Below are 23,392 nucleotides of genomic sequence, written 5' to 3'. Positions count from 1 at the left end.
GGCCACTTCGCGCGGCGGCGGCGCGGCCGGCAGGTCGGCCTTGCGGATGCGCACCGGCGGGCGGGCCGCGACCGGCGCCGGGGCCTCGGCAGGGGCCGGCGGCGGGGCGTCGACCGCGTCGCCGACGATGGGCTGCAGGAAGGCCAGGGTGGCGGCCTCGGGATCGGCCTCGGCCGCAAGCTTGCGCGGCGCCGCGCGCGGCTTCACCGCCGGCCGGGCGGCCTGGCCGGCGATGCCGGCCGCTTCGGCCGGTTCGTCTTTGATCACCCGGGTGTAGGGCGCCAGGATCTGCACGAGCTGGGCATAGATGCGCGGGTTGCCGGCCACCAGCTCGCGCTGGTGCAGGAAGTCGGCCTCGCCGGTGAAATTGCCGACCAGGCCGCCGGCCTCGGTGATGATCAGCGAGCCCGCGGCCACGTCCCAGGGGTTCAGGCCGGTCTCGAAGAAGCCGTCGTACCAGCCGGCGGCCACGTAGCACAGGTCCAGCGCGGCAGCGCCCGGGCGGCGCAGGCCGGCGCAGACCTGCATCACGTCCTCGAAGATCTTCAGGTAGCGCTTGAAGTTGTCGCCCTTGCGGAAGGGGAAGCCGGTGCCGATCAGGGCTTCCAGCATGCGGCTGCGCTTGGAGACGCGCAGGCGGCGGTCGTTCAGGTAAGCGCCCTTGCCCTTGCTGGCGTAGAACAGGTCGTTGCGCGCCGGGTCGTAGACGACGGCCTGCTGCACCTGGCCGCGGAAGGCCAGCGCGATCGAGACCGCATAGACCGGGAAGCCGTGGATGAAGTTGGTCGTGCCATCGAGCGGATCGATGATCCAGACGTACTCGCTGTCGCGCGCGCCGTGGGTCCGCCCCGATTCCTCGGCCAGGATGCCGTGGCCCGGATAGGCCTGCAGCACGGTGTCGATGATGGCCATCTCGGCCGCGCTGTCCACTTCGGTCACGAAGTCGTTGTGCGACTTGGCGGTGACCTGCACGCGCTCGATGTCCAGCGCCGCCCGGTTGATGATCGCGCCCGCGGCCCGTGCGGCCTTGATCGCGATGTTGAGCATGGGATGCAGGGTCTGGGACATGGGGTGCGGCGCGGGGCGAGGGGTGCGGGCCGATGCGGCCGCGAAGGCGGCATCGGCAGGGCGGTGGCGGGGACAAAGAGCGGGGTGCATCGTCGCGGCGCCTGGCCGCCGGCAGCACCCGGGTAACCCCCGAGTTTAGCCGCGCGACCCGCGCCGCCCGGCCCGCGCGCCGGCCTGCGGCACGGGCGCGACACTGAGGGATCCGGCCGCCGCGCCGCCGCCCTTTGACCCACGCCCCGCCATGAACGATGTCACTGCCGATCCCAGCACCTTCATCCTGGTGGGCACCAGCCATGCCGGCAATGTGGGCGCGGCGGCGCGCGCGATCAAGGTCATGGGCTTCGGCCGTCTGGTGCTGGTGGCGCCGCGCTTTGCCGATGTGCTGAGCCGCGAGGAGACGGTGGCCCTGGCCAGTGGCGCGGCCGATGTGCTGACCCGCGCCCGCATCGTCGCCACTTTGGACGAGGCCCTGGCCGGTGTCGACCATGCCTGCGCCACCGCCATGACCCCGCGCGACTTCGGCCCGCCCACCCGCGCCCCGCGCGAGGCCCTGGCAGCCCTGGCCACCGCGCCGCCGGCGGGCGGCCCGCGCGTGGGCTTCGTCTTTGGCAGCGAGCGCTACGGCCTGTCGAACGACGATGTTTACCGCTGCCACAGCGTGCTGAGCATCCCGACCGCGCCGGGCTACGGCTCGCTCAACCTGGCCCAGGCGGTGCAGTTGATGGCTTATGAGTGGCGCTGCGCGCTGGGCGGCTTCGGCGCGGCCGAGCGCCGCCTCGACCCGGTCCTGGCCGATGCCGCGGCCGTGCAGGGTTTGCTGGCGCACTGGCGCGAGGCCCTGGTCGCCACCGGCTTCCTCGACCCGGCCGCGCCCAAGAAGGCCCTGCCGCGGCTGAATGCCCTGATCAACCGGGCCCAGCCCACGCAGGAGGAAGTGCACCTGCTGCGCGGCATCGCCAAGGCCATGCTGGAGCGTGCCGCCGGCGGCGCCGGACAATCGCGGCCATGAGCAAGGCCTTCACCCGCGAGACCGAGGGCAGCGACGAGGACGAGGACCTTCCCGGCCTGCCGCCGCTGCCGCCCGGCGGCAAGAACTACATCACCCCGGCCGGCCATGCCCGGCTGCGCGCCGAACTGATTCACTTGCTGGACGAGGAGCGGCCCAAGGTGGTCGAGACCGTCTCCTGGGCCGCCAAGAACGGCGACCGCAGCGAGAACGGCGACTACCTCTACGGCAAGAAGCGCCTGCGCGAGATCGACCGCCGCATCCGCTTCCTGACCAAGCGCCTGGACATTGCCGAAGTCACCGACCCCAGCGCGCACCACGGCCGCGACCAGGTCTTCTTCGGCGCCACCGTCACCTACGAAGACGGCGAGGGCGTCGAGCGCAGCGTCACCATCAAGGGCATCGACGAGGCCGACAGCCAGGCCGGCGAAATCAGTTGGATCGCGCCGGTGGCCCGTGCGCTGCTCAAGGCCCGGGTGGGCGACGAGGTCACGCTCATGACCCCGGGCGGGCCGAGCACGCTGAGCGTGCTGGCCGTGCGCTATCCGGCACCCGGCGGCGGCTGAGGCCGCCGCCGGGCCGGGCTCAGAACAAGCGGCCCAGGTCGATCAGCAGGGTCTCGCCGGTGTTCTCGTTGACGCCGTCGTTGTCGTTGACGATCAGCACCCGGCCGTTGCTCAGGCGGGTGGCGCCTTCGATCTTCTCCACCACTTGGCCGCCGGCCGCGCGCAGGTCGGGCAGCAGGTCGCGCACCAGGGTCTTGGTGACGGTGGCCCCGTCGGCCACGCCGGCCAGGCTGAAGCGGGTCAGGCGCTTGATGCGGGCATCAGGGCCGCCCTGGTTGTCGCGCTCCACCGCCATGAACTCGTCATTGCCCAGCGCGGTCACTTCGGACAGGCCGACCCAGCCGCCGTTGGGCGAGGTCACCGCCTCCAGCGGGTAGAAGACGAAGCGCCAGGTGCTGGTCGCCAGGTCGAAGATGCCCAGGCGCGGATTGCCCTCGCCGTTCCAGGCGCGCTGGAAGGCGACGACGAGCTTGTCATTCGATTCGGCCACGCCCTCGAAGCCGAAGCGGAACTGGATCGCGTCGACGGCCTCGGGCAGGCGGATGACGCGCTGGATCACGCCGTCGCTGCCCACCTTCAGGATCATGTTGGCGCTGGTCACCGGCCGGCCGGTCTCGCCCACCACGGTGCCTGCGCCTTCGGAGGCGATCCAGAAGCCGCCGTCCGACGCGATGGCAATGCCTTCGCTGTCGAGGTTGACGGTGCCGTCGGCATTGATCATCGCCGCGCGGTCGGTGGTGTCGAAGGTGGTCGCGCGGTTGGCCGTCATGGCATCGGCCGCCGGGGTGGCGGCCAGCACGCCGTTGCGGTCGGTGATGCGCAGTTCCTGGCGGATCACCGCCGGGCGGGCGCTCACGTCCAGCGTGAAGATACGGCTGGCGCGGAAGAAGCTGTCGTCGATGGCGAAGACGGTGTTCGCCTCGGTCGGCGAGGCGGCCAGGCCCGACATGGCGCTCCAGGGGATGGGCGAACCATCGGCCCGGTCGGCCGATTGCAGGGTGGGGTAGGCCGGGGTGGCGTCGACGGTGTAGCGGTAGATGCTCAGGCCGGCGCGCGTCAGGATGCTGCGATCGTCGACTTCGCTGGCGGCCACCAGCAGGCCGCGCGAGGGGATGGCGATCACGCCCTCGGGGTTCTGGCCGGTCGGCAGCGCCTGTTTGAAGACGGGGCGGGTCGGGTCGGCGACGTCGAAGACGAAGACCAGGCTCGAACGCTCGGACGCGACGAAGAGCAGTTGCTCGTCACCGAAGCGGGCCGAATCGACGTTCTCCGGCTCATTGCCCTTGGCATCCGAGCGGCGGTCCGGGTAGTGGCCCAGGCGCGCGGCCAGGCTGTCGAGCAGATTGCCCGAGCTGAATGCCACGCTGCCGTCGGTGTTGAAGATGGTGAAGCCGCGGCTGCCGCCGACCAGGTCGCCCTCGTCGGCCGTCGCGAAGCGGCTGCTCGACAGCCAGGCCACGCCGTCGGGCTCGCGGCGGATGTCGGCCGAGGATTCGACTTGCGAGATCAGCGCCGGGCGGTTGTCCATGAGGTCGATGCCGCTCAGGTTCACGCTCCCGGCGCTGAACTGGCCGCGCAAGGTGCCCGTGGCCAAGTCGACCAGCGCCAGGTGGTTGTTCTCCTGCAGGCTCAGCACCGCGACGTTGTCGCGGTTGATGTCGACGTACTCGGGCTCCAGGTCGGTCGGGAAGAGGCTGTTCACACCGTCCAGGGCGATATTGCGCGTCGTCCAGGCCGAGGGCGCGCCGACCATGTCCACCACCACCAGCCGGCCGCTCGGGCCCTGCGGCAACTGGCCGCCGTTGACCGACTCGTCGCGTTCGTTCTCGATGGCCACGGCGGCGTAGCGGCCGTCCGGGCTGACGCTCACCGCATCGGGTTGGCCGCCCAGGCTGATGCGGCGCAGCACGCTGCGGGTCGCGATGTCGACCAGCACCAGCTCGCCGCTGGGCGCGGTGAAGCTGGGCGAGGTGTTGACGGCCACCAGCGCCACCGCGCCGCGCACCGCGACCGAGGTGGGCTCGCCGCCCATCGCCAGGCGGCCCAGGGCCACCGGGGCGGCCGGGTCGCGGATGTCGACGAAACCGATCTCTTCGCGCGGGCTGTTGGTGTAGATCAGCGTCATGCCGTCGGCGCTGGCCGCCACGATCTCGGCCGCCGTTTCGTCGCTGCTCTCGCAGGACGAGCCGACCTGGGCGCAGATCGGGAAGGTCGCCGAGCGGATGAAGGAGCCCTTCACGTCGCCCCCATCGCCGCCGCAGGCGCTCAGGCCGACGGCAAAGGCAAGGCTCAGGCATCGGCCGAGCAGGCTCAGGGGATGGGACTTCGTGGCGTGGGACATGGGCGCTCCGGTCAGGGCTTGGGCAAGCCGCCGAATGTCCGGCGCCACGGTGACGTGACCGTGACAGCGTCGCCGCTCAGGGCCGCAGCTCGAAGACCAGGATCTGGTTGCGGTCGCGGGCCGAGGGGCGGGGCGTGAAGTTGTCGTCCGCCACCACGACTAGGCTGGCATGGCCGTTGGCCAGCCGCGGGCCCCAGCTCAGGCCCTCCAGGTTGGCGATGCCGCCCAGGCGCCCGCGCAGGCGGTCGAAGTCCAGCAGCAGGTGCTTGCGCACCGGCACCTGCCCGCCGGGAACGAGGCGGGGCCGGTCCTGCACCTCGTCGGCGCCGCGGGTGTCGATCACATGGAGCTGCACGCGGTAATCGACGTCGCCGGCGGCATAGCTGCGTTCGAGCATCAGGTAGCGCGTGGCGTCCAGGGCCAGGATCTCGGTGGCACCGTTGACCGAGAAGCCGGCGGGCGGCGAGGGCGCGGACCGGACCGGGTCGAGCTCGACCGCATGCTGGCGCAGCAACCGGCCGCTGGCCCGGTCGAAGAAGCTCAGGCGGGCCAGGCCGCCCTGGCCGGGGCTGGGCGCCGGGCCGTCCTCGAAGCGCGGGCCTTCCATCATCACCGCCAGCTCGCGGCCGTCGGCCGAGAAGCTCAGGCCCTCGAAGACGGCATTGCGGCGCGGCCCGGCGGCCTGGGCCTGGATGCGGAACATGGCCGGCAGCTCGTAGTCGCGCAGCGGGTGGCCGTCCTGCCGCGCCTCGCGGATGAAGGGCTGGACCAGGCTCTCGGCCGGGCCCTCGGCCGCGGTGACCCGGTCGCCCTCGCTGATCCACACCAGATGCCCCGTGGCCCGGTCGATGCGCACGCCTTCCGGGTCGGGCGCATCGGCTTCAGGCAGCTTGGCATGGGTCGAGCCGTCGGCCTGGCGCAGCGGCACGCTGGACAGCATCTCGACGGCATGGAAGCCCTGCAGGTCGTAGTGCAGGCGGGCCCAATAGAGGCGGGCCGGATCCGGGGTGTCGCGCGCCGAGCGGTCGTCGCTGATCATCAGGAAGGCCTGGCGCGCCGGATCGTGGTCGATGCCCGAGAGACCCCCGACCGTCGTGCCCTGCACCGTCATCCGCCAGGGCAGCTGCTGCTGGCCGATCAGGTGCAGCGTGCCGACGCCCGGCACGCCTTCGTCCCGCTGCGGCGCCGCGCAGCCCGCCAGCGCAAGCAGGCACGCAAGCCCCAGTGCGAGGCGCTGGGCGAAGTCGCTTGCCGGCAAGCTGCGGCGGGGTCGTGCGAGGGGCGTCATGCCGCCAGACTAGGGCGGCGCGGTGAAGGGCGGGTGAAAGTCCAGGGACGCAGCCGGTGCGCCGCAGGACGCGGAGTCCAGACGCGCTTTCCGGCTGCGCTTTCCGGCCCCGCTTTCCAGTCTCGGTTTTCAGCTCCGTTTTTCGCCTCGCTCCCCAAGCGCACAAAGAAAAACGGGCCAGCCCTTCGTGAGAGCTGACCCGTTAATCTAGAACGATTGGTTCTGGTGCGGCTGGCAGGATTCGAACCCACGACCCCTTGGTTCGTAGCCAAGTACTCTATCCAACTGAGCTACAGCCGCACTGAGTCCATGACTATAGCACGCTGAGCATGGGGCTGGGAAGGGATATGTGGGCAGCCTGCCGCAGGGCATGGGCTGCACGCGTCTCGTCGCGGTCGTGCTCGGCCATGGCGGCCAGCAGCAGCCAGGCCTCGCGCCGGGCGCCAGGCGCCAGGGCCTCGTCATCGGCCACCGGCTCCAGCCACTGCCGCGCCTTGCCCCAGAGTTGCAGGGCGGCCAAAGCCCGGCCGACGGCATAGGCCAGGGCCGGTTCGCGCGGATGGCTGAGCGGCGCGCGTTCAAGCAGCGGCAGCCAGTCCGGCGTCAGGCCCTCGCTGACCTGGGCCAGGGCCAGGGCCAGGGCTTCGCGGGCGTCGGCGTCGAGCTTGTCGAGCCGGTCCCAGAAGGGCCGCAGCCACAGCCGGGCGATGGCGGCATGGCCCAGCGCACCCAGCCGGGTGGCGGCATGGGCGGCCACATGGGCATCGCGTCGGTCGGCGGCATCCAGTTCGCGCCAGATGCGTTCGAGTTGTTCCAGGTCGCGGGCGCTGTCCAGCGCCTCGGCCGCCAGCGAGCGCAGCAGGCCCTGGGCCGCCACCGCCGAGAAGGCCTGGTGCTTGGCCAGCAGCCGGGCGGTGCGCAGGGCCTCCAGCGGCTGGCGGGCGATGCGGGTGGCTTGCAGCCGCAGCCGCAGGGCCTGGGTGCGGCGGGCCACGCCGGGGGGCAGTTCGCCCAGGCGGGTCAGCGCGGTTTCGGCCTGGCGATCGTCCACCGCCCATTCGGTGGCCAGCAGGCAGGCGGCTTCGTCGGCATGCCGGGCGCGGGGTGAGCGGCTGGCGGCCTGGCGGGCACGGGCCAGGGCTTCGTCGCGCCGGCTGCGGTCTTGCAGGCGGTGCAGGCTGCTCGCGGCCAGCAGCTCGGCCAGGGCGGTGAATTCCGGGTCCTGGGTCAGGTCGGACGACTCCTTCTGCAACTTCACCGCATGGCTCGCCGCGCCGTGGGCCCGGGTGTAGCGGCCGGCCCAGTACAGCACCATGGCCTCGCGCAAGGCTGTCTGCGCCTTGCGGTCGCGCTGGTCCAGGCGCCAGGCGCGGGCGCGGCCGGGCAGGCCGGCCAGGGTGAGCGCGGCGTGCACGAGCATCACCGTGGCCAGCACGATCGCGCCCCAGAGCAGCAGGAAGAGGTTGAGTGAAAGGTCGATGCGCCAGGGCGACCAGTAGATCGAGACAAGGTCGCTGCTGCGCCCCATCACCGCCGCGGTGACCACCGCGATCACGGCCACGACCAGCAGCCAGACGATGCCGCGCATGCTGTCCCCCGGCCTCAGCGCACGCCCGCAGCCGCGGTCAGCGCGGCCAGGCTGTCGTCGGGGCGGGGCAGGGCGCTGGGCTGGGCTTGCCGGGCGACGCCCTGCAGCAGCTCGGCAAGCTGGGCATGCCGCCGGTGGCTGCTGTCGAAGTAGCGGGCGAGCGCGGCCTGGCAGGCCTGGAGATCGACCTGGGCGGTGTCGAACTGGCGGCTCATCACCGCCAGCCGGGCGTTGAGCAGCTTGAGCTTGAGGTTCTCGCGCAGCAGGAAGGCCTGTTCCGGGTTGAGCAGGATGGCTTCGGGCCGGTCGATCTCGCGGATGCGCACGAGGCTGCGCAGCTCCTCGCCGATGCGGCCCGCGAACCAGCCCAGCCAGGCGCCTGCCGAGCCGGCCTCGCCCGCAGGCGGCGGGCGGCGCTCGGGGGCGGGCGTTTGCGCCGTCTCGCGCTGCACCAGATCCTGGATCAGCGGCAGGTTGTCGACCAGGGCCACGGCCTCGTCCAGGCGCCGGGCCAGGGTGGACAGGTCGGCCAGCGGCGCATTGCGAAGCCGGTCGAGGTCGCGTTCCATCGCGATGCGCACCGGCTCCAGCCGCAGCGAGCCGCCGGACAGACGCTCCTTGCTGCCCTGCAGGGCAGCCACCAGGGGCTCGGCACTGCCGGTGATCGCGCTCATCTGCAAGGCGGCGCGCAGGGCGGCCTCGGCTTCGCCGAGCAGTTGATCCTCGCGCGAGCGCACCATCGATCGCATCAGCTCGTCGATCTGCTCGCGCTGCACGCCCACCTCGGCCAGCCGCGCTTCAAGCAGCGTGGCCTTGGCAAGGGCCTGGCGGGCGCCTTCCTCGGCCTGCTTGGCAAGCAGCCGGGCCTCGGTGATCTGCTGGGCGCCGTCGTCCTGGCGCTTGACCAGGATGCGCTCGACCTTGCCGAGCCGCTGCCCGCTCCAGGCGGCCCAGCCCAGGGCCAGCACCGCGATCAGCAAGGCCAGGCCCGCAAGGCTCAAAGGCCAGGACCGCGGCTTGACCGGGGATGCCGCGGACGGCGGCGGTTGGGGGGCGGGGGGCGCGGGGGTCGCTTCAGTCACGCGATCGATTCTATCGACGGCCCTTCGGCGGGCCGGCCCGCGTCCGGCGGCGGTGCTGCGCCTCGCTCAGGCCCTCAGCCTTCGCCCTGCGACGGCCCGCCCGACACGGCCTTGCGGCCCTCGCGCTGCCACCAGTCGATCACCGCGGCCGGCTGCGGCGCCAGGGCTTCGACCCGGCCGAAGCCGGCGGCGTGCGCGCGGGCTGCGATGCGCGCATGGGTGCAGAGCGCGAGGCTGGTCGCGCGCCAGTCGCCGGCAGCGGGCGGCAGGGTGGATTCCAGCCGGGCGAGATGGTCCAGGGCCTCGGCGCTGCTGAACAGCCAGACGGTCTCGGCCGCGGCCTCGCGCAGGGCTTGCAGGCGGGCTTGCAGGGCGGCGTCGGCCGGCGGCGGGCCGCGCCGGTAGCAGGCCAGGGTCTCGACCCGGGCGCCGGCCGCTTCCAGCGTGGCGCCCAGCCATTCGCGGCCGACGCCGGCCTGGGCGCCGGGCAGGTCGGGCGCGCGGGCCCGGCCTTCGGTTTCGGGCGCAGCGTCTTCCAGGCCGCGCAGGATCAGCACCGGCTGGCCGACCCAGCCCGCGTGCCGTTCACGCAGCACCTGCCACAGGCTTTCGGTGTCGAAGCGTGCGGCGTCGGGCCGGGGTTCGACGACCTGGGCCGCCGGCACGCCCGCCTCGCGCAGCGCCGCGGCACTGCCCGGCCCTGGCGCCGCGGCCAGCGTGCCGGCCGGCCAGGGCTGGTCGGGCGCCCGGGCATCGAAGAAATGCCGCACCGCATTCGGGCTGACGAAGACCAGCAAGGTCCAGTCGGCCAGCCGCGTCCATGCCGCGTGCAGGGCGCGCCGGTCGTCCAGCGGGCCGACGGCCAGCAGCGGCAGGGCCTCGGCCGGCAGGCCGGCCGACTGCAGGGCGTGAAGCCAGGGCGGGCACTGCTCGGCCGGCCGGGTCAGCAGCAGGCGGCGCAGCGGTCCGGCCGCCGGACGGCCGGCGTAGCTCACGCCGCGGGCGGCGGGGCCAGCAGGCGCTCGCCGCCTGCGGCCTTGAGCGCGGCGACCACGCGCAGGCCCAGGGCCTCGGCCTCGGCCACGGTCTGCACCGGGGCCTCGGCCTCGGCGCGGGCCAGGCCCAGCGCGCGGATGTCGTCCGGCGCGTCTTCACCCGGGCCGAGCACGGCCACCAGGCGCAGCGTCAGGCCGTCGGCCGAGAAGCTGGCATGCGCCGCCAGCGGCATCGAGCACGAACCCCCCAGCGCGCGCGACACCGCCCGCTCCGCATGCACGGCCAGCCAGGTCGGACGATGGTTGTGCGATTGCAGCAGGGCCCACAGCGTCGGGCAGCGCTGCGGCGCATCGGCCCGCAGCTCGATGCCCAGCGCGCCCTGGCCCGCCGCCGGCAGCATCTGCCCGGCTTCGAAGACGCTGCGGATGCGCTCGGCCAGGCCCAGGCGCTTGAGGCCGGCGGCGGCCAGCACGATGGCGTCGTACTGGCCTTCGTCGAGCTTGCGCAGTCGGGTGTCCAGGTTGCCGCGCAGCGGCTCGATGCGCAGATCGGGCCGCGCCGCACGCAGTTGCGTCAGGCGCCGCAGGCTGGAGGTGCCGACCACGCCGCCGGCCGGCAGCGCGTCCAGGCTGGCATGCCGGGGCGAGACCCAGGCATCGCGCGGATCCTCGCGTTCCAGCGTGGCCGCCAGCACGAAGCCGGGCGGCAGCTCCATCGGCACGTCCTTGAGCGAGTGCACGGCAAGGTGGGCGCTGCCGTCCTCCAGCGCTGTCTCAAGCTCCTTGACGAAGAGGCCCTTGCCGCCGACCTTGCTGAGGCTGCGGTCGAGGATCTGGTCGCCGCGGGTCGTCATGCCGAGCAGCTCTACCGGCTCGGGCAGGCGCGCAGCGAGCAGGGCCTGCACATGCTCGGCTTGCCACAATGCGAGGCGGCTCTCGCGCGTCGCGATGACCCAGCGGGAATGTTCCGTGCTTTGTTCCATGACGAAGATGCTAGCAGCGCCTTCCGGTCACCCCGGGCTGCCCCAGTGCTTCGCTGCCAGCCGCCATCGCGGCAACTTGCTCAATCAACGAGACACCATGCCCAGTACGCGCCGCAAGAGTGCAACGCCCCCGGTCGACAAGATCGAGAAGAAGAACGGCCCCCTGCTCGACGACATCCGGCTGCTCGGCCGGCTGCTGGGCGAGGTCATCCGCGAGCAGGAGGGCGCCAGCGCCTTCGCGCTGATCGAGAAGATCCGCCAGCTCTCGGTGAGCTACCGGCTCAAGCAGGATGCCCAGGCCGGCAAGACCCTGGACCGGCTGCTGAAGAACCTCAGCGTCGAGCAGGCCGTGTCGGTGGTCCGCGCCTTCACCTACTTCTCGCACCTGGCCAACATCGCCGAGGACCGCCAGAACGTGCGCCAGCATGCCCTGCGCGAGCGCCGCGCCGAGGCCGAGGAAGGCTCGCTGGCCGCCAGCTTCGAGAAGCTCGCCCGCAAGGGCCTGCGCCATCGCGAGATTGCCGCCACGCTGGCGCGCGCGCATGTCTCGCCGGTGCTGACCGCCCACCCCACCGAGGTCCAGCGCCAGAGCGTGCTGCAGGCCGAACGCGCCATTGCCGCGCTGATTGGCGAGCGCGAGACCCTGATCGGCGAGCGCGCCCTGCGCGCCAACGAGGCCGCGCTGCGCGCCCGCATCGCCCAGCTCTGGCAGACCCGGCTGCTGCGGCCCGCCAAGCTCAGCGTGGCCGACGAGATCAACAGCGCGCTCAGCTACTACCAGAGCACCTTCCTGCGCCAGATCCCGCGCCTGTATGCGGACATCGAGGAGGCCCTGCCCGGCGAGCCGATCGCGCCCTTCTTCCGCATGGGCAACTGGATCGGCGGCGACCGCGACGGCAACCCGAATGTGAAGGCCGAGACCCTGCAACTCGCCCTGTCGCGCCAGTGCGAGACCGCGCTGCGCTTCTACTTGACCGAGGTGCATGAGCTGGGCGGCGAGCTGTCGATGTCCGGCCTGCTCGTGCAGGTCACGCCGGCCCTGCAGGCCCTGGCCGAGCGCTCCGGCGACGACAACCCGCACCGCGGCGACGAGCCCTATCGCCGCGCCCTGATCGGCGTGTATGCACGCCTGGCCGCCACGCTGCAGAAGCTGACCGGCACCAGCGCGCTGCGGCATGCGATCGCGCCGTCCAACCCCTATGCCGATGCGGCCGAGCTCCTGGCCGATCTGCGCACCGTCGACGCCTCGCTCGCCACCCACCACGGCCAGGCCCTGGCCGAGGTGCGGCTCAAGCCGCTGATGCGCGCGGTCGAGGTCTTCGGCTTCCACCTCGCCACGGTCGACCTGCGGCAGAGCTCGGACCAATACGAGCGGGTGGTCGCCGAGCTGCTGGCCACCGCCCGCATCGAGCCCGACTACAGCGCGCTCGGCGAAGCCGCCAAGGTGCGCCTGCTCGTCAATGAGCTGAACGACGTTCGGCCGCTGCGCGTGCCGCATGGCCAGTACAGCGAGCACACCGTCGGCGAGCTCGCCATCTTCGAGAAGGCGCGGCTGAGCCGCCAGCTCTTCGGCGAGGTCGCGATCCGCCACGCCATCATCAGCCACACCGAGACCGTCTCCGACCTGCTCGAAGTGCTGCTGCTGATGAAGGAGGTCGGCCTGCTGACCGGCACCCTGGGCGAGAACGCCGTGGCCTCGCTGATCGTCGTGCCGCTGTTCGAGACCATCGGCGACCTGCGGGCTGCCGCCGGCATCATGCGCGAGTACCTTGCGCTGCCCGGCATGCTCGACATGCTGCGCCGCTCGGGCAACGAGCAGGACGTGATGCTCGGCTACTCCGACAGCAACAAGGACGGCGGTTTCTTCACCAGCAACTGGGAGCTCTACCGCGCCGAGACCGCGCTGGTCGAGCTGTTCAAGCCCCTGCACGACAGCCAGGGCCTGAGGCTGCGGCTCTTCCACGGCCGCGGCGGTACGGTGGGCCGGGGCGGCGGCCCGAGCTACCAGGCCATCCTGGCCCAGCCGCCCGGCACGGTGAATGGCCAGATCCGCCTGACCGAGCAGGGCGAGGTGATTGCCTCCAAGTACGCCCATCCGGAAATCGGCCGGCGCAATCTGGAGACCCTGGTCGCCGCCACCCTGGAGGCCACCCTGCTGCCACCCGCCCGCCAGGCCACCAAGACCTTCCTGGAGCGCGCGTCCGAGCTGTCCGAGCGCAGCATGGCGGCCTACCGCGACCTGGTCTACGGTACGCCGGGCTTCGTCGACTACTACTTCGCGGCCACGCCGATCCGCGAGATCGCCGAGCTGAACATCGGCTCGCGGCCGGCCTCGCGCAAGGCCACCCGGGCGATCGAGGACCTGCGCGCGATTCCCTGGGGCTTCAGTTGGGGCCAGTGCCGGGTCGCGCTGCCGGGCTGGTACGGCTTCGGCTCGGCGGTGATGGGGCATCTGGACGAGGCGGCCGATGCCGCGGGCCGCGAGGAGCGGCTGGCCCTGCTCAAGCGCATGCATGCGCAGTGGCCCTTCTTCCGCACTCTGCTGTCGAACATGGACATGGTGCTGGCCAAGACCGACCTGCACATGGCCGAGCGCTATGTGGAGCTGGTGCCCGACCGCAAGGCGGCGAAGGCGATCTTTGCGCGCATCGAGGCGGAGTGGCAGCGCAGCAACGAGGCGCTGAGCCTGCTGACGGGCACGACGCAGCGGCTGGCGGGGGATCCGGCGCTGGCGCGTTCGATTGCCTACCGCTTCCCTTACCTGGACCCGCTGAATCACTTGCAGGTGGAACTGATCCGGCGCTACCGGGCGCAGAAGGATGCGGGGACGGAGGTGCACGAGCGGGTGCAGCGCGGCATCCACATCTCGATCAACGGGGTTGCGGCGGGGTTGCGGAACTCGGGCTGAGTCCCGGCGAGGAAGGATCCGGTGGACTCCACCGGGCCGAGTCGGCTGGCCGGGTCCTCAGCCTGCCTGGGGTGGCGCGTCGCCCTTCCACGGGGCTCGCTCGCTGCTTCGGTTGGCGTGTCGCCGTTCCACGGGGCTGTCTACCTGCGCCGGTTGGCGCGTCGCCGTCCTGCGGGGCTCTCTACCTGCGCCGGTTGGTGCGTCGCCCTCCCGCGGGGGCCCGAGGGCGCTCATGTCCCCCGCCTGCGGCTCCTCCTTGACTTCGCGCCCTCGGGCCCCCGCGGGAGGGCGCGGGGGCGGGGAGGGTGGGAGGGTGGGCGGGTGGTTAGTGCGTGCGGGGGGCTGGTGCGTGCGCGCAGGCGCGCGCCTACATCCCCGCGTAATTCGGCCCGCCGCCGCCCTCGGGCGTCACCCACACGATGTTCTGGGTGGGGTCCTTGATGTCGCAGGTCTTGCAGTGCACGCAGTTCTGGGCGTTGATCTGCAAGCGCTGGGCGCCAGCGTCCGTGGGCACGTACTCGTAGACGCCCGCGGGGCAGTAGCGAGCCTCCGGGCCGCTGTAGATCGGCAGGTTGATCCGGGTGGGCACCCCCGCGTCCTTGAGCGTCAGATGCGCCGGCTGATCTTCCGCATGGTTGGTGTTGCTCAGGAAGACGCTGGAGAGCCGGTCGAAGCTCAGCACCCCGTCGGGCTTGGGGTAGTCGATGCGCGGGCAGTCGGCGGCCGGCTTGAGCGCGGCATGGTCGGGCTGCTTGCGGTGGATCGTCCACGGCGGCTCCTGCACGCCCAGCTTGGGCAGCAGCCACTGCTCGAGGCCCGTCATCAGCGTGCCCACCGTGCGGCCCTGCTTGAACCACTGCTTGAAGTTCTTGGCCCGGCGCAGTTCCGTGTGCAGCCAGGAGGCTTCGAAGGCCGCCGGATAGTCGGCCAGCTCATCGTGCTGGCGCCCGGCCTGGAGCGCCGCAAAGGCCGACTCGGCCGCCAGCATCCCCGTCTTGATCGCCGCATGGCTGCCCTTGATCCGGCTGGCATTGAGCGTGCCCGCCTCGCAACCCACCAGCACCCCGCCCGGGAAGCACAGCTTGGGCAGCGAGAGGATGCCGCCGGCCGTGATCGCCCGCGCCCCGTAGGCAATGCGCTTGCCGCCCTGCAGATGGCTGCGGATGGCCGGATGCGTCTTCCAGCGCTGGAACTCCTCGAAGGGGCTCAGCCAGGGGTTGGCGTAGTCCAGGCCCACCACGAAGCCCAGGGCGATCGTGTTGCCCTCGCCGTGGTACAGGAAGCTGCCGCCATAAGTCTGACCATCGAGCGGCCAGCCGGCGGTGTGCACCACCAGGCCGGGGCGGTGCTGCGCGGCAGGCACCTCCCAGACCTCCTTGATGCCCAGGCCGTAGCTCTGCGGATCGCGGCCGGCATCCAGGCCGAAGTGCGCGATCGTCTGCTTGCCCAGGTGCCCGCGCGAGCCCTCGGCCAGCACCGTGTACTTCGCGCGCAGTTCCATGCCCAGGGCAAAGCCGGCGGTGGGCGATCCATCCTTGCCCAGGCCCTGGTGGCCGGTGGCGGCACCGACGACGGCGCCAGAAGCATCGAAGAGCAGTTCCGAGGCGGCAAAGCCCGGGAACACATCCACCCCCAGAGCTTCGGCCTGCTGGCCCAGCCAGCGCACCAGGGCGCCGAGCGAGAGGATGCGGTGGCCGTGGTTCTGGAAGCACTCGGGCAGCAGGGCCTCAGGCGTGGCGCGCGCGCCGGATTCGGAGAGGAAGAGGAACTCATCCGAGGCGACGGGCAGGCCCAGCGGCGCGCCCTCGGCCTCGGCGTCGGGCAAGAGCTCGTTGAGCGCGCGCAAGTCCATGATCGCGCCCGAGAGGGTGTGGGCGCCGGGCTCGGAGCCCTTTTCCAGCACGCAGACGGAGAGCTCGGCCCCCGCGGCGGCGGCGAGCTGCTTGAGGCGGATGGCCGTGGCCAGGCCGGCCGGGCCGGCGCCGATGATGAGGACGTCGACGTCGAGGGTGTCGCGCGGGCCGTGGCTGGCGAGCAGGGGGGCGGGGGTTTGCATGGCGGGGCTCCGAAGCTGCGCGGGATTCTAGGCAGGCCCCCGCACAAAAGCGAACGATCGTTCGATTTTCGCCGCGTCGCGCGCCCGTGCCGACCTCGGGCCGCTGCGGCAGGGGGCGCGTGCTAGGCTCGTTTCACCCTGTCCCGAGCCCGAGCCTGTCCCCATGAGCTACACCCTTGACCTGTCCGGCCGCGTGGCCCTGATCACCGGCGCGGCCGGCGATCTCGGCGCGCAGTTCGCCCGCACGCTGGCCCGGTCCGGCGCGGCCGTGGTGCTGGCCGGCCGGCAGATCGAGACGCTCAAGACCCTGCGCTCGGAGATCGAGGGCGCTGGCGGCGATGCGCATGTGGTCGCCCTCGATGTCGGCGACCCGGACAGCATCGCTTCCGCCGTGGCCCATGCCGAGACCGAGGTCGGCCCGATCGACATCCTGGTCAACAACGCCGGCCTCAGCCGCTCGCAGAAGCTGCTGGACGTGCAGCCCGAGGACTTCGACGCGCTCTTCGCCGTCAACACCCGCGGCGCCTTCTTCGTGGCCCAGGCGGTGGCCAAGCGCATGCTGGCGCGGGCCCAGGGCCTGGCGCCCGGCACCTTCGCCGGGGGGCGCATCGTCAACGTCGCCTCGATGGCCGGCCTGCGCGTGATCAGCCGCCTCGGCGTCTATGCCATGAGCAAGGCGGCCGTCATCCACATGACCCGCGCGATGGCGCTGGAGTGGGGCCCCAAGGGCATCAATGTCAATGCGATCTGCCCCGGCTACATCGACACCGACCTGAACCGCCACTACTGGTCGACCGAGCCCGGCCGCGAGCTGCTCGATGTGCTGCCGCGCAAGCGCCTGGGCCAGCCGCAGGACCTGGACAGCCTGATCGTCATGCTCTGCGCCCGCGAGAGCCACTACCTCAACGGCGCCATCATCCAGGCCGACGACGGCTTCGGCGTCTAGGCCGTGCCCGCTGCCGCGCCGGCGGCCGGCGCGCGCCGAAGCTCGGCGGGAATGGGCACCAGGGCCTGCAGGAACTGCGCGCTGGCCGCCGCCCAACTGTGGCGCTCGGCATGGGCGCGGGCCCCGCGGCGGGGCCGGTCCAAGGCCTGCAAGCAGGCGCTGCGCAGGTCCTCGTGCATCACGCCGCCCGGGCCGTCGGCGATCACGTCCAGCGGGCCGGGAACCGGATAGGCCGCGACCGGCGTGCCGCAGGCCATCGACTCCAGCAGCACCAGGCCGAAGGTGTCGGTGCGGCTGGGGAAGACCATCACATCCGCGCTGCGGTAGAGCGTGGCGAGCGAGGCGCCGTCAAGCACGCCGAACCAGCGCGCCTCGGGATGGGCGGCCTCCAGCCGCGCCCGCGCCGGGCCGTCGCCGGCCACCCATTTCTCGCCCGGCAGGTCCAGCTTCAGGAAGGCTTCGACATTCTTCTCGACCGCCAGGCGGCCGACGTAGAGGAAGACCGGCGAGGCCTGGCGTTCCAGCCGCGGGCCGTCGTCGCTGAAGGTGATCAGGTCCACGCCGCGGCTCCACAGCCGGGCCTGCTTGAAGCCGCGCGCTTGCAGGTCGCGAACGATGGCCGGCGTCGGCACCAGGGTCGCGCGGCCGGCATTGTGGAAGCGGCGCAGCAGCGCATACATCCAGGGCAGGGGCATGCGGCAGCGGGCGTGCACGTACTCCGGAAAGCGGCTGTGGTAGGCCGTGGTGAAAGGCCAGCCACGCTCGACCGCCACCGCCCGCGCGGCCCAACCCAGCGGGCCTTCGGTGGCGATGTGCAGGCAGTCGGGCGCCTCGGCGTCAATCGCCTGCGCCACCGCGCGGCGGCCGGCCAGGCTGAGGCGGATCTCCGGATAGGTCGGGCAGGGCATGGAGCGGAAGGCCGCCGGCGTCAGCAGCGCGACCTCATGGCCCAGGGCCTGAAGCTCGCGGCGGGTCATCTTGAGCGTGCGGACCACGCCATTGACCTGGGGGTCCCAGGCTTCGGTGACGATCAGGATCTTCATCGGGAGGGTGCGCTCGGGCGGGGAGGGAAGAAGGGAAGGGGGCTGCGGCAGCGCCTTGCGGTTGCCGCGATCAGGGCCGCAAGGCCAGGGGCCGCGAGCGCTGGCGCAAGCCGAGCAGACCGGCCAGCACCAGCGCGCCCAGGCCGGTGGCCACGGCTGCGATCGAGGCGCCCGCCGCGCTGGCGGCGCTGTAGGCGGCCAGCATCAGCAACATGCCCAGGTTCTCGCCAAAGTTCTGCACGGCCACCGTGCGACCGGCGCTCAGCAGGCGCTGGCCGCGGGCTTGCAGCAGGGCATTCATCGGCACGACCAGGGCACCGGCCAACGCGCCCACCAGGGCCAGCAAGGCCAGGCCGGGCAGCAAGTGCTCGACCCAGCTCACCATCGGCAGCAGCAGGCCCAGCAGCAGGCCCAGGGGCAGGGTGGCGGCGCTGCGCGCCAGCGGCACGAAGCGCCCGGCCAGCACCGCGCCGGCCACCACGCCCAGCGCCACCATGCCCTGCAGGCCGGCGGCCGCATCCAGGCCCAGGCCCAGGGCCTCCTGGCCCCAGCGCAGCACCAGGAATTGCAGCGCGCCGCCCACGCCCCAGGTGAGCACGGTCACCCCCAGGGCCAGGCGACCTTCGGCATCGCGCCAGAGCCGCCGGGCATCGCAGCCGAAGCCGCGCAGCAACTGGGCCGCGCGCCGGCGGCGCGGCCGGTGCACGGCCTGCACCGGCCGCGGCAGGCCCAGGTTGGCCAGTCCGGCGCCCAGGTAGAGCCACAGCACCAGGCCCAGGGCCGGCCCGAGTTGGCTCGCCGGGCCCTCCGGCCCGTCCAGGCCCGGCAGCAGGCCGGCGAGAAGGCCGCCCAGGGCCCGCAGCGGCGCGGCCAGGGCCAGGGCGGTGCCCTGGGAGGCGATCAGCAGCCCGCCCAGGCCGGCGCCGAGCAGGGCCGCGCAGACCGTGCTGGCCTCCAGCCAGCCATTGGCCCGCACCAGGCCGGCCGGCGCCACGCTTTCGGCGACCAGGCCGTACTTGGCCGGCGAATACAGGGCCGCGCCCAGGCCGGCCAGGGCATAGGCCAGCAGCGGCCCCCAGGCGCTGTCGCCGGCCAGCAGCAGGGCCGCGCCGAGCGCCTTGAGCGCATTGCTGCCGGCCATCAGGCGGGCCTTGGGCAGGGCATCGGCCAGCACGCCGACCAGCGGCGCCAGCAGCACATAGGCCGCGGTGAAGCCCAGCTTCAGCAGCGGCGGCGCCCAGGCCGGCGCGGCCAGTTCCACCATCCGCGCGATCGCGAGGATCAGCAGCGCATGGTCGGCCAGGGCGGACAAGGCCTGGGCGAGCACCAGGCGGCGAAAGCCGCGCGGCAGCGCGCGGGCCGCCGGGAGGTCCGGTGCAGGGGGAAGGTCGGGCACGGACAACGATCAGACCCGAGCGGCGTGTCAGCCGCATGAAGGCGCGCATGCCCCCGCCGTCCGCCTTCAAGTCCCGAATGGCGGGTGCATCGCTGGCCCCGGGCTTCTCGGTTGCGCAGTTCATGGGGCCCTGTCCGTGGGCTGGGTGCTGCTGGTCGGGGATCGGTCACGGTTCCGCCGATCCATGCCGCGCCGCAACGAGCTCCATCACTCGCATTTGGATCTGTTATTTACAATATAAGCAACTAATGATCAAAGGAGCCTGATCGTGCTTACCCCCTTCCCCTCGACCCCTTCCATGCACCGCGCCGCCCGGCGCAGCCTGCCCGCCTGCATGGTCAGCCTGAGCCTGGCCCCCCCGGCCTGGGCGATCGAGCCCGACAAGGTGCCCGCGCCGCAGCGTACCCAGTCGCAGCTCTACCTGGAAGCCCGCGAGGTGCCGGCCTTCATCGCCGCCGCCGGCGGGCCGGACAAGGTGCTGTTCATCGACGTCCGCACCCGCGTCGAGCCCATGTACGTGGGCATGGCCCAGGGCATCGACGCGCTGGTGCCCTTCGTCTAGCACCAGGAGCTGATGAGCGACTGGGACGACAAGCGCGGCCACTACAAGCTGGAGCCGCTGCAGGATTTCGTCCCCGAGTTGAACCGCCGTCGCGAAGCCAAGGGCCTGCCCAAGGATGCGACCGTCGTGCTGATCTGCCGCTCGGGCGACCGCTCCAGCCGCAGCGCCGACCGCCTGATGGCCGACGGCTGGAGCCGGGTCTACACCGTGGTGGATGGCTTCGAGGGCTACATGTCCCCGGCCGGCCGGCGCGAGGTGAATGGCTGGAAGAACGCCGGCCTGCCCTGGTCCTACAAGCTCGACAAGTCCAAGATGTACTTCGCGCGCTGAGGCGCCACCGGCCGGGGCCTTCGGCCCGGCCACCCGCGGCTCAGCCGGCGGCCAGCAGCTTCTGCACCAGTTCCGTCGTGCTGGCCGCGCTGAGCTTGCGCAGCAGCCGGCCGCGGTAGACATCCACCGTGCGCGGGCTCAGGCCGAGCTGGCGGCCGATCTGCTTGCTGCGCTGGCCCTCGATCAGCAGGGCCGCCACCTCGCGCTCGCGCGCGGTCAGCGCGCCGCGGCCGTCGGCGGCCAGCGGCGCGACGGCGCGCTTGTCCGAAAGGTCCTCGAAGCTCCACAGCCCGGCCTCGTGCGGCGCGGCCGGGTTCAGGGCCTGGCCGGCCACATGGCACCAGAACAGCTCGCCGCGCGGGTCGCTGGGGCTGCGCTTCATCACGCGGTCGTCGGCGTAATGGCCCTCGGCATCGAGCCGCGCGACGATGCGCGCGCCGGTGCGCTCGAACTCCTCGTGGCTGGGGTAGAGCAGGGCGAAGCTCTGGCCGATCAGCAGCTCGCGGTGGGTGCGGAAGATGCGGCAGAAGGCCTGGTTGCAGTCGACCATGCGCCGCTCGCGCGAGATCACCAGGCCCACCGGCGCCAGCGCGAAGGCGGTGCGGTAATCGGTGGCGCAGGCGCCCGGGGGCAGCGGGGGGGCGGGGGAATGCGGCATGGTCGGCGGGCGGCACCCTGGGGTTTGCCTTAGGCGATCTTACGTAGGCCGCTACGCATCAAACTGACAAGGCCGGCGCGATGCCGCGCCCCGCCTTCCTCCCTTCCGCACGCCCCTCCCACCCGAAGAGGCCCGCATGAACAAGCTCTATCCCCATGCCGCCGCGGCGCTGGACGGTCTCGTCCGCGACGGCCAGTTGCTCGCCGTCGGCGGCTTCGGCCTCTGCGGCATTCCCGAGGCCCTGATCGATGCCCTGCAAGCCAGCGGCGTCAAGGACCTGACGGTCATCTCCAACAATGCCGGCGTCGACGGCTTCGGCCTGGGCAAGCTGCTGGAGACGCGGCAGATCAAGAAGATGATCTCCAGCTATGTGGGCGAGAACAAGGAGTTCGAGCGCCAGTACCTGGCCGGCGAGCTGGAACTGGAGTTCACCCCCCAGGGCACCCTGGCCGAGAAGCTGCGCGCCGGCGGCGCCGGCATCCCCGCCTTCTTCACCAAGACGGGCGTCGGCACCCTGGTGGCCGAGGGCAAGGAGACGCGCGAGTTCGACGGCGAGCTCTACTTGATGGAGCGCGCGCTGCGCCCCGAGCTGGCCCTGGTCAAGGCCCACATGGCCGACAAGTCCGGCAACCTGCGTTTCCGCCTGACGGCGCGCAACTTCAACCCGGCAGCGGCCATGGCCGGCAAGGTCTGCGTGGTCGAGGTCGAGCACCTGGTCGAGGTCGGCGAGCTCGGGCCGGACGAGATCCACCTGCCCGGCATCTATGTGCACCGCATCGTGCACAACCCGCATCCGGAGAAGCGCATCGAGAAGCGCACCGTCACCGAACGCCCGACGGCCCTCTGAGCCCCACCCCGCGAACAGGAGAACCCCTCATGGCCTGGACCCACGACCAGATGGCCGCCCGCGCGGCCCAGGAGCTGCAGGACGGCTTCTATGTGAACCTCGGCATCGGCCTGCCCACCCTGGTGGCCAACCATGTCCGATCGGACATCGAGGTCTGGCTGCAAAGCGAGAACGGCATGCTCGGCATCGGCCCCTTCCCGACCGAGGACGAGGTCGACGCCGACCTGATCAACGCCGGCAAGCAGACCGTGACCACGCTGCCCGGCTCGGCCATCTTCGGCAGCCACGACAGCTTCGCGATGATCCGCGGCGGCAAGATCAACCTCAGCATCCTGGGCGCCATGCAGGTCAGCGAACACGGCGACCTGGCCAACTGGATGATCCCCGGCAAGATGGTCAAGGGCATGGGCGGCGCCATGGACCTGGTGGCCGGCGTCGGCCGTGTCATCGTGCTGATGGAGCATGTCGCCAAGAAGCGCGACGGCACGACCGACCTGAAGCTGCTGCCCCAGTGCACCCTGCCGCTGACCGGCGTGGGCGTGGTCGACCGCATCATCACCGACCTCGCCGTGCTCGACGTGACCCCCGAGGGCCTGAAGCTCGTCGAGCTGGCCGAAGGCGTCAGCCGCGAGGAGCTGCAGGCGGCAACGGGCGTGCCGATCCGCTGAAGCGGACCGGGTTCAGGCCCTGAGCCTGGCGGGCGCGGAGCTGGCCGCAGCCCGCGTCCACATCCTGCCCGGCCGAATCGCGCAGCTTGACCAGGATGCCGTGCCGGCCCAGGGCCGCCGCCAGGGCCTCGGCCCGGGCGCGGGCCGGGCGGCGGAAGGCCAGCTCGGGCACGGTGTTCCAGGGGATGAGGTTGAGCATCACCCGCTTGCCGCGCAGCAGGGTGATGAGGCCCTCCACCTCGTCCTCGCCATCGTTCACACCCTCCAGCAGCGTCCACTGCGCCATCCAGGGATGGGCGCTGGCCTGGCTGTAGGCCTCGGCGGCCTCGACCAGCTCCTGCGGGCTGAGCCGCGGCGCGCGCGGCAGCAGCGCGGCGCGGCGCGCCGGGTCGGTGCTGTGCAGGGAGACGGCCAGGGTCGGCTTCACCGCCGAGCGGCCCAGGGCCTCGAAAGCCCGCAGGTCGCCCACCGTGGAGAAGGTCATCTGCTTGTGGCCCAGGCCGCCGTGGGTGCCCAGCAGGTGCAGCGCCTCCAGCACCGCCTCCAGGTTGTGGGCCGGCTCGCCCATGCCCATGAAGACCAGCTTGCGCACTGGCCCGGCCGCGCGGGCGGCGGCCACCTGGGCGACGATCTCCAGGCTGTCGAGCTGGCGTTTGAGGCCCTCGCGCCCGGTCATGCAGAAGCCGCAGCCCACCGCGCAGCCGACCTGGCTGGACACGCACAGGCCCTCGTCGGGCAGGCGCACCGTCTCCACCGTCTGGCCGTCGGCCAGGGCCATCAGCCAGCGCTCGCTGCCGTCGCCGGCCGGGTGGGCCGACACGCGCCGCAGCAGCCCGTCGAGTTGGGCTTGCAGCGCCGGCAGCGCGGCCGCCAGACGCTCGGGAAAGCGCGCCCGCCGGCCGCCGGCATCCAGGCGCTGGCCGCGGCTCCACAGCCGCAGCACGCGGGCGGCATGCACGGGGGCTGCGCCAAGCGTGTGCAGTTGCTGCTCCAGGGTGGCAATCGGCATGGGCGGGGGGGCGTGTGGGCGCCGCATTGTCGTTGCCCCGTTCAGCACAAGC

At 72.2% G+C, this 23,392-nt stretch carries 19 protein-coding genes, 1 tRNA gene and 1 pseudogene; 8 read left to right on the top strand and 13 right to left on the bottom strand.

The window, feature by feature from the left end:
* Positions 1–30: 30 nt before the first annotated feature.
* Positions 31–1,068, bottom strand: a pseudogene (locus JI742_RS11835) (inositol monophosphatase family protein); the annotation flags it as partial.
* A gap of 241 nt (positions 1,069–1,309) precedes the next feature.
* On the opposite strand from JI742_RS11835, the gene JI742_RS11830 reads away from it, so the two are divergent.
* A complete protein-coding gene (locus tag JI742_RS11830; RefSeq protein WP_201827119.1) occupies positions 1,310–2,077 on the top strand; it encodes an RNA methyltransferase in 768 nt (255 codons plus the stop codon).
* The gene (gene greB / locus JI742_RS11825) at positions 2,074–2,640 is read left to right on the top strand and encodes a transcription elongation factor GreB (RefSeq protein ID WP_201827117.1); all 567 of its coding nucleotides are present in this window, start codon (positions 2,074–2,076) and stop codon (positions 2,638–2,640) included. The genes JI742_RS11830 and greB overlap by 4 nt, the downstream gene beginning before the upstream one ends.
* 19 nt (positions 2,641–2,659) lie before the next feature.
* Here the strand turns inward: greB and JI742_RS11820 are convergent, their stop codons facing one another.
* The 7 genes from JI742_RS11820 to hemC form a co-directional block, all read right to left on the bottom strand.
* A complete protein-coding gene (locus JI742_RS11820; RefSeq protein ID WP_201827115.1) occupies positions 2,660–4,981 on the bottom strand; it encodes an esterase-like activity of phytase family protein in 2,322 nt (773 codons plus the stop codon).
* A 76-nt stretch (positions 4,982–5,057) separates the two neighbouring features.
* Positions 5,058–6,269 carry an esterase-like activity of phytase family protein gene (locus tag JI742_RS11815; RefSeq protein WP_201827113.1) on the bottom strand — a complete coding sequence of 404 codons (1,212 nt, stop codon included), beginning with the start codon at positions 6,267–6,269 and terminating at the stop codon, positions 5,058–5,060.
* A 223-nt stretch (positions 6,270–6,492) separates the two neighbouring features.
* Positions 6,493–6,569, bottom strand: a tRNA-Arg gene (locus JI742_RS11810).
* 13 nt (positions 6,570–6,582) lie between these two features.
* Positions 6,583–7,857, bottom strand: a complete 1,275-nt coding sequence (locus tag JI742_RS11805) for a heme biosynthesis HemY N-terminal domain-containing protein (protein ID WP_201827111.1) — start codon at positions 7,855–7,857, stop codon at positions 6,583–6,585.
* 14 nt (positions 7,858–7,871) lie between these two features.
* Complete coding sequence (locus tag JI742_RS11800; protein ID WP_236677016.1) at positions 7,872–8,858, bottom strand: uroporphyrinogen-III C-methyltransferase; 987 nt, start codon at positions 8,856–8,858, stop codon at positions 7,872–7,874.
* Positions 8,859–9,013: 155 nt separating this feature from the next.
* Positions 9,014–9,934, bottom strand: a complete 921-nt coding sequence (locus JI742_RS11795) for a uroporphyrinogen-III synthase (protein WP_350309674.1) — start codon at positions 9,932–9,934, stop codon at positions 9,014–9,016.
* The gene (gene hemC / locus JI742_RS11790) at positions 9,931–10,917 is read right to left on the bottom strand and encodes a hydroxymethylbilane synthase (RefSeq protein ID WP_201827107.1); all 987 of its coding nucleotides are present in this window, start codon (positions 10,915–10,917) and stop codon (positions 9,931–9,933) included. The genes JI742_RS11795 and hemC overlap by 4 nt, the downstream gene beginning before the upstream one ends.
* Before the next feature lie 97 nt (positions 10,918–11,014).
* Between hemC and ppc the strand changes: the two genes are divergently transcribed.
* The gene (ppc, locus tag JI742_RS11785; protein WP_201827105.1) at positions 11,015–13,825 is read left to right on the top strand and encodes a phosphoenolpyruvate carboxylase; all 2,811 of its coding nucleotides are present in this window, start codon (positions 11,015–11,017) and stop codon (positions 13,823–13,825) included.
* 367 nt (positions 13,826–14,192) lie between these two features.
* On the opposite strand, the gene JI742_RS11780 is transcribed toward ppc, so the two are convergent.
* Positions 14,193–15,881 carry an electron transfer flavoprotein-ubiquinone oxidoreductase gene (locus JI742_RS11780; protein ID WP_201827103.1) on the bottom strand — a complete coding sequence of 563 codons (1,689 nt, stop codon included), beginning with the start codon at positions 15,879–15,881 and terminating at the stop codon, positions 14,193–14,195.
* Positions 15,882–16,044: 163 nt separating this feature from the next.
* Here JI742_RS11780 and JI742_RS11775 point away from each other — a divergent pair, with 163 nt between their 5' ends.
* Positions 16,045–16,827 carry an SDR family oxidoreductase gene (locus tag JI742_RS11775; RefSeq protein ID WP_201827101.1) on the top strand — a complete coding sequence of 261 codons (783 nt, stop codon included), beginning with the start codon at positions 16,045–16,047 and terminating at the stop codon, positions 16,825–16,827.
* Here the strand turns inward: JI742_RS11775 and JI742_RS11770 are convergent.
* Together JI742_RS11770 and lplT are read right to left on the bottom strand one after the other, a co-directional pair.
* Positions 16,824–17,870, bottom strand: a complete 1,047-nt coding sequence (locus JI742_RS11770) for a glycosyltransferase family 4 protein (protein WP_201827099.1) — start codon at positions 17,868–17,870, stop codon at positions 16,824–16,826. The genes JI742_RS11775 and JI742_RS11770 overlap by 4 nt on opposite strands.
* A gap of 70 nt (positions 17,871–17,940) precedes the next feature.
* Positions 17,941–19,266 carry a lysophospholipid transporter LplT gene (gene lplT / locus JI742_RS11765; RefSeq protein WP_201827097.1) on the bottom strand — a complete coding sequence of 442 codons (1,326 nt, stop codon included), beginning with the start codon at positions 19,264–19,266 and terminating at the stop codon, positions 17,941–17,943.
* Positions 19,267–19,534: 268 nt separating this feature from the next.
* Here lplT and JI742_RS13945 point away from each other — a divergent pair, with 268 nt between their 5' ends.
* A complete protein-coding gene (locus tag JI742_RS13945; RefSeq protein WP_236677015.1) occupies positions 19,535–19,828 on the top strand; it encodes a hypothetical protein in 294 nt (97 codons plus the stop codon).
* Positions 19,829–19,840: 12 nt separating this feature from the next.
* Positions 19,841–20,158, top strand: a complete 318-nt coding sequence (locus JI742_RS13940; RefSeq protein WP_236677014.1) for a rhodanese-like domain-containing protein — start codon at positions 19,841–19,843, stop codon at positions 20,156–20,158.
* 40 nt (positions 20,159–20,198) lie between these two features.
* On the opposite strand, the gene JI742_RS11755 is transcribed toward JI742_RS13940, so the two are convergent.
* Entirely contained in the window at positions 20,199–20,816 is a 618-nt protein-coding gene (locus JI742_RS11755) for a LuxR C-terminal-related transcriptional regulator (RefSeq protein WP_201827095.1), read from the bottom strand.
* Positions 20,817–20,952: 136 nt separating this feature from the next.
* Between JI742_RS11755 and JI742_RS11750 the strand changes: the two genes are divergently transcribed.
* Positions 20,953–21,663 carry a CoA transferase subunit A gene (locus tag JI742_RS11750; RefSeq protein ID WP_201827093.1) on the top strand — a complete coding sequence of 237 codons (711 nt, stop codon included), beginning with the start codon at positions 20,953–20,955 and terminating at the stop codon, positions 21,661–21,663.
* A gap of 29 nt (positions 21,664–21,692) precedes the next feature.
* Positions 21,693–22,331, top strand: a complete 639-nt coding sequence (locus JI742_RS11745) for a CoA transferase subunit B (protein ID WP_201827091.1) — start codon at positions 21,693–21,695, stop codon at positions 22,329–22,331.
* Here JI742_RS11745 and JI742_RS11740 read toward each other — a convergent pair.
* Positions 22,285–23,340: an RNA methyltransferase gene (locus JI742_RS11740; protein WP_201827089.1), complete on the bottom strand. Its 1,056-nt coding sequence runs from the start codon at positions 23,338–23,340 to the stop codon at positions 22,285–22,287. The genes JI742_RS11745 and JI742_RS11740 overlap by 47 nt on opposite strands.
* Between the last annotated feature and the right edge of the window lie 52 nt (positions 23,341–23,392).

Origin of the sequence: Piscinibacter lacus (genome assembly GCF_016735685.1) — a bacterium.
GTDB classification, from domain to species: Bacteria; Pseudomonadota; Gammaproteobacteria; order Burkholderiales; family Burkholderiaceae_C; genus Aquariibacter; species Aquariibacter lacus.
Note: the sequence above shows the minus strand (reverse complement) of the source record. Positions and strands in the feature narration are given on the sequence as shown.